General features: G+C 37.2%; 1 protein-coding gene. It reads left to right on the forward strand.

The features are described from left to right. A partial coding sequence (locus DNJ77_RS09810) for a non-ribosomal peptide synthetase (protein WP_116964869.1) occupies positions 1–1,510 on the forward strand: 1,510 nt, incomplete at both ends.

Genomic DNA, 1,510 nt, shown 5'->3' on the forward strand with positions numbered 1-1,510 from the left:
TAGATAAAAGCTTAGAAATAATTATAGGCATCTTGGGAATTTTAAAATCAGGGGCTGCCTATGTGCCGATTGACCCCAGTTATCCTGATGAAAGGATTAGATACATACTTGACGATACTCAAGTATCTTTATTGTTGACACAATCGCATTACCTATCAAGGCTTAAAATGATGACAAATAGTCAACTCATACCACTGGATAGTAACAGTTATAAAGGTTTCCCTTTCGATAATCTACTGCCTCAAAATACCTCTCATGATCTGGCTTATGTGATTTATACCTCCGGGACGACGGGGCAGCCTAAAGGTACTTGCATAACCCATCAAAACTTAAATAATCTCATAATGGTACAAAGAGAAAAGTTAAATATTAATGAGACCTCAAGGTTTCTACAGTTCTCGTCCATTTCATTTGATGCCTCAGTATGGGAGATTTTCAGTGCTTTAAGTTTTGGCGCAAGATTATACGTTATTTCAAATACCACAAAAATTAATCCAGAACATCTTAATCAATATATTTTTAAGCATCAAATCAATACAGCATTGTTACCACCACCTATTCTCAAGGTGTTATCTACAGGGACACTGGATTGTTTACAATATTTATTGACTGGTGGGGAAGCATGCAGTTATTCAACAATGACTAAATGGTCTGTAAACAGAAATTTTATTAATGCCTATGGTCCGACAGAAATCACTGTATGTGCGACGATGCACGATTATAACAATACCAGCCTGTACAATAATATTGGCAAGCCACTCAATAATGCAAAATGTTATGTCGTTGATCGTTATAGTCAACCTGTACCTATTGGTGTTGTGGGTGAGTTATATATTGGTGGAGCAGGCGTAGCATGCGGTTATCTAAACAAACCTGAATTAACTGCTGAAAAGTTTATTACTAATCCCTTTGCGACTGAAGAAGACAAACAAAAAGGCTATGATCGCTTATATAAAACAGGGGATTTAGTCAGATGGCTGCCTGATGGCAATTTAGAGTATATCGGACGTAAAGACACTCAGGTTAAAATCCGTGGTTTTAGAATTGAATTGGGTGAAATTGAAAATGCTTTAATAAATATTGAAGGTATTGACCAAGCAGTTGTCATGATGCGTATGGTCAATGACGATCAGCATCTGTTTGCTTATTACGTTGCCAGTTATGCGATAACGCCTAAAACTGTACTTGATAGACTAACAAGTAAATTACCACATTATATGGTGCCTAGTGCGGCTTTACAGATCGATAAAATACCCTTGACCATTAATGGTAAAATCGATGTGAAGGCTTTGCCTGATATTGTATTTAGCAGCCATCAAACCTATATTGCACCAACTACTGAGCAACAAAGGCTCATCTGCCAAGCTTTCTTAAGTGTTTTACTGATTGAAAAAGTGGGCATCGATGATGACTTCTTTACGCTTGGCGGTAATTCGATTAAAGCGATTCAATTGGCAGTGACCTTACAGGCAAACTTTGATATTGCTGTCTCAGAGATATTTGATTTACG

The sequence above is a fragment of the Fastidiosibacter lacustris genome, from assembly GCF_003428155.1.
GTDB classification, from domain to species: domain Bacteria; phylum Pseudomonadota; class Gammaproteobacteria; order Francisellales; family Francisellaceae; genus Caedibacter; species Caedibacter lacustris.